Origin of the sequence: Sphingomonas sp. CCH5-D11, from assembly GCF_001557395.1 — a bacterium.
Lineage (GTDB): Bacteria > Pseudomonadota > Alphaproteobacteria > Sphingomonadales > Sphingomonadaceae > Sphingomonas.
Map to the genome: position 1 here is coordinate 1 of NZ_LSKH01000335.1, position 3,407 is coordinate 3,407.

Below are 3,407 nucleotides of genomic sequence, written 5' to 3' on the forward strand. Positions count from 1 at the left end.
CCCCCCCCGCGCGCACCCGCGCCTTCCTTCACCCCCCGAAAGATCGAAGAGAGTTGATAAGTCGATCGCCTTAGACAATCCTGCGCCGCAAAATTGATAGGGAGAGGATCATGGCCGACTTCGCGCTGGTGACGGATGGACTGCGCTTTCCGGAGGGCCCCGTGTTCATGCCCGACGGCAGCATCGTGCTGGTCGAGATCGAGCCCGGCCGCATCACCCGCGTTGCGCCGGACGGCGCCAAGAGCGTCATCGCCACGCCCGGCGGCGGCCCGAACGGCCTGGCACTCGGCCCGGACGGAATGCTCTATTGCTGCAACAACGGCGGCTTCGACTGGCACGAGAACCAGGGAATGCTCGCGCCCGGCGGCATTGCCAGCAACTATTCCGGTGGCCGCATCGAGCGGATCGACCCGGCAACCGGCACGGTTGAAGTGCTCTACAAGTCGGGTGACTTCGGCTGTGTGCTGCGCGGGCCCAACGATCTGGTGTTCGATGCGCACGGCGGCTTCTGGTTCACCGATCACGGCAAGATGGATCACAAGAAGCGCATCCACGATGTCGTCGGCATCTTCTATGCCAAGGCGGACGGCAGCCATCTGGAGGAAGTCGTCTTCCCGTCCAACAATCCCAACGGCTGCGGCCTCTCACCTGACGGCAAGGCGCTTTACGCGGCGGAGACCTATACGTGCCGCCTGATGAGGTTTGACGTGACGGCGCCGGGCAAGGTCGATCAGTCGGCCGGGGTCGGCGGTGCGGGAACGCCGGTCTATCGCCCTGCCGGCTGGAAGTTCTTCGATTCGCTCGCCGTGGAGGCTTCGGGCAACATCTGCGTCGCGACTATCGGCGAATGCGGCATCAGCGTGATCTCGCCCGCGGGCGAGCTGGTCGAGTTCGTCGCGACGGACGATGTCTTCACCACCAACATCTGCTTTGGCGGAGAGGATATGCGCGATGCCTATCTCACGCTTTCCGGCACTGGTCGCCTGGTGAAGACCCGCTGGAACCGACCGGGCCTGAAGCTCGCTTATTGACGCTCCCGCTCCGTCATGCCGGCCATCGTGCCGGCATCCATTTGCCATCCCGTTTCGCCCCGCTAAGGACGCTTCATGCGCGATACCGTGATTTTCGATTTTGGTGGCGTGGTCACCTCCTCGCCGTTTGAAGCGTTCAACCGTCTGGAGCGGGAGCGCGGGCTGCCGCATGACCTGATCCGCCGGATCAATGCCAGCAACCCGGATGACAATGCCTGGGCGCTGTTCGAGCGGGCCGAGATCGATGCGGCCGGCTTTGATACCAAGTTCGCCGAGGAAGCCATGGTGCTCGGCCATGAGCTGCGCGGCGAGGACGTGCTTTCGCTCCTCTCCGGCGACATCCGACCGCGCATGGTGCACGCGCTCGATTGGCTGAAGACCAACGGCTATCACATCGGCTGCATCACCAACAACGTGCCAGCGGGCGAGGGCGCGGGCATGTCGCGCAGCGCCGAAAAGGCCGCCAAGGTGGCAGAGGTGATGGCCCGCTTCCATCATGTGATCGAATCGAGCAAGATCGGCATCCGCAAGCCCGATCCGCGCATCTACGAACTGATGCTGACCACGCTCGGCAAGCCGGCGGCGAATTGCGTCTACCTCGATGACCTCGGCATCAACTGCAAGCCGGCCGCCGCGCTCGGCATGCATGCGATCAAGGTTACGGGCGAGGCGCAGGCGCTGGACGATCTCGCCGATGCGCTCGGCGTGGAACGCGGCACCTTCTGATCCTGCCGTCTGTCCCCGGGCATGATCGGCTGACGGACCAGATCCGGCTTCCGGCAGATCGGTTGCCCCTGCCATGCCCGGGCGCTAACTCGTATCGTTCGATACGAAAGGCGCACGCATGAACAAGCTCTATCCGGACACCGCTTCGGCGCTCGACGGCCTGCTGCATGACGGCATGACGATCTGCGCCGGCGGCTTCGGCCTGTGCGGCATCCCCGAGCGGCTGATCGACGCGATCCAGGCCGCCGGCGTGAAGGATCTGACGATCGCCAGCAACAATGCCGGCATCGACGGCGAAGGGCTCGGCAAGCTGCTGCGCACGCGTCAGGTGAAGAAGATGATCTCCTCCTACGTGGGCGAGAACAAGGAATTCGAACGCCAGTATCTGTCGGGCGAACTGGACGTCGAATTCTGCCCCCAGGGCACGCTTGCCGAGCGTTGCCGTGCGGGCGGCGCCGGCATCCCCGGTTTCTACACCAAGACAGGCGTCGGCACCCTGGTGGCCGAGGGCAAGGAAGTGAAGCTGTTCGACGGAGAGGAATATATCCTCGAACGCGGCATCCGCGCCGATCTCAGCATCATCAAGGGCTGGAAGGCCGATGAGGCGGGCAACCTCGTGTTCCGCAAGACGGCGCGTAACTTCAACCAGCCGATGGCCACTGCCGGCCGGGTCTGCGTTGCGGAGGTCGAGGAGGTGGTCCCGGTCGGCAGCCTTGACCCGGATTCGATCCACCTGCCCGGCATCTATGTGAAACGCATGATCGTCGGCGCACCCTACGACAAGAAGATCGAGTTCCGCACCACGCGGGCGCGGGAGAACGCATGATGACCGGGCAGACCAGGGGCTGGGACCGCAACCAGATGGCGGCGCGCGCCGCGAAGGAGCTGCGCGACGGCTATTATGTCAACCTCGGCATCGGCATTCCGACGCTGGTGGCGAACAACATCCCCGCCGGGATCACCGTCACGCTGCAAAGCGAGAATGGCATGCTCGGCATCGGCCCCTTCCCCTATGAGGGCGAAGAGGATCCCGATCTCATCAACGCTGGCAAGCAGACGATCAGCGAACTGCCGAGCAGCGTCTATTTCGGCTCCGACCAGAGTTTCGCGATGATCCGCGGCGGCCACATCGACCTGACGGTGCTGGGCGCAATGGAGGTCGCCGAGAATGGCGACATCGCCAACTGGATGATCCCCGGCAAGATGATCAAGGGCATGGGCGGCGCGATGGACCTCGTCGCCGGCGTCAAGAAGATCATCGTCGTCATGGAGCATGTGGCGAAGGACGGCAGCCCCAAGTTCATCCCCGCCTGCACCCTGCCGCTGACCGGCAAGAATGTGGTCGACATGATCGTGACGGACCTGGCGGTGTTCCAGCGCCCGGATCACCAGAGCGCATTCCGCCTCGTGGAGCTGGCCCCCGGCGTCAGCGCCGACGAGATCGCCGCAAAGACGACAGCCTCCTACGAAGTCGCGCTCTAGATCTGATCAATGCCCCGAAAAGCGCCTCCCCGGCGAAGGCCGGAGCGAGGTGGGAAGGCGTCGGCAAAGGTCGGTAAGGCTACCAGCTTTGCTCCCCAACTGGCCCCCGCCCGTCGCCTGGGCAGTAAATCAAACTGGATAGATCACGCGCAAAAACCGCCACATTCC

General features: G+C 64.1%; 4 protein-coding genes. All 4 read left to right on the forward strand.

The features are described from left to right. The first annotated feature begins 110 nt into the window (after positions 1 to 110). On the forward strand, positions 111 to 1,031 hold the full coding sequence (locus AX702_RS20560; protein ID WP_066782235.1) for an SMP-30/gluconolactonase/LRE family protein: 921 nt from the start codon (positions 111 to 113) through the stop codon (positions 1,029 to 1,031). Positions 1,032 to 1,106: 75 nt separating this feature from the next. Next, positions 1,107 to 1,757 (forward strand): HAD-IA family hydrolase, encoded by a 651-nt coding sequence (locus AX702_RS20565; protein WP_066782236.1) that lies wholly within the window; start codon positions 1,107 to 1,109, stop codon positions 1,755 to 1,757. A gap of 118 nt (positions 1,758 to 1,875) precedes the next feature. After that, positions 1,876 to 2,583, forward strand: coding sequence for a CoA transferase subunit A (locus tag AX702_RS20570; protein ID WP_066782237.1), 708 nt, complete (start codon positions 1,876 to 1,878; stop codon positions 2,581 to 2,583). Then, on the forward strand, positions 2,580 to 3,239 hold the full coding sequence (locus AX702_RS20575; protein ID WP_371262907.1) for a CoA transferase subunit B: 660 nt from the start codon (positions 2,580 to 2,582) through the stop codon (positions 3,237 to 3,239). Before AX702_RS20570 ends, AX702_RS20575 begins: the two co-directional genes overlap by 4 nt. Positions 3,240 to 3,407 lie beyond the last annotated feature (168 nt).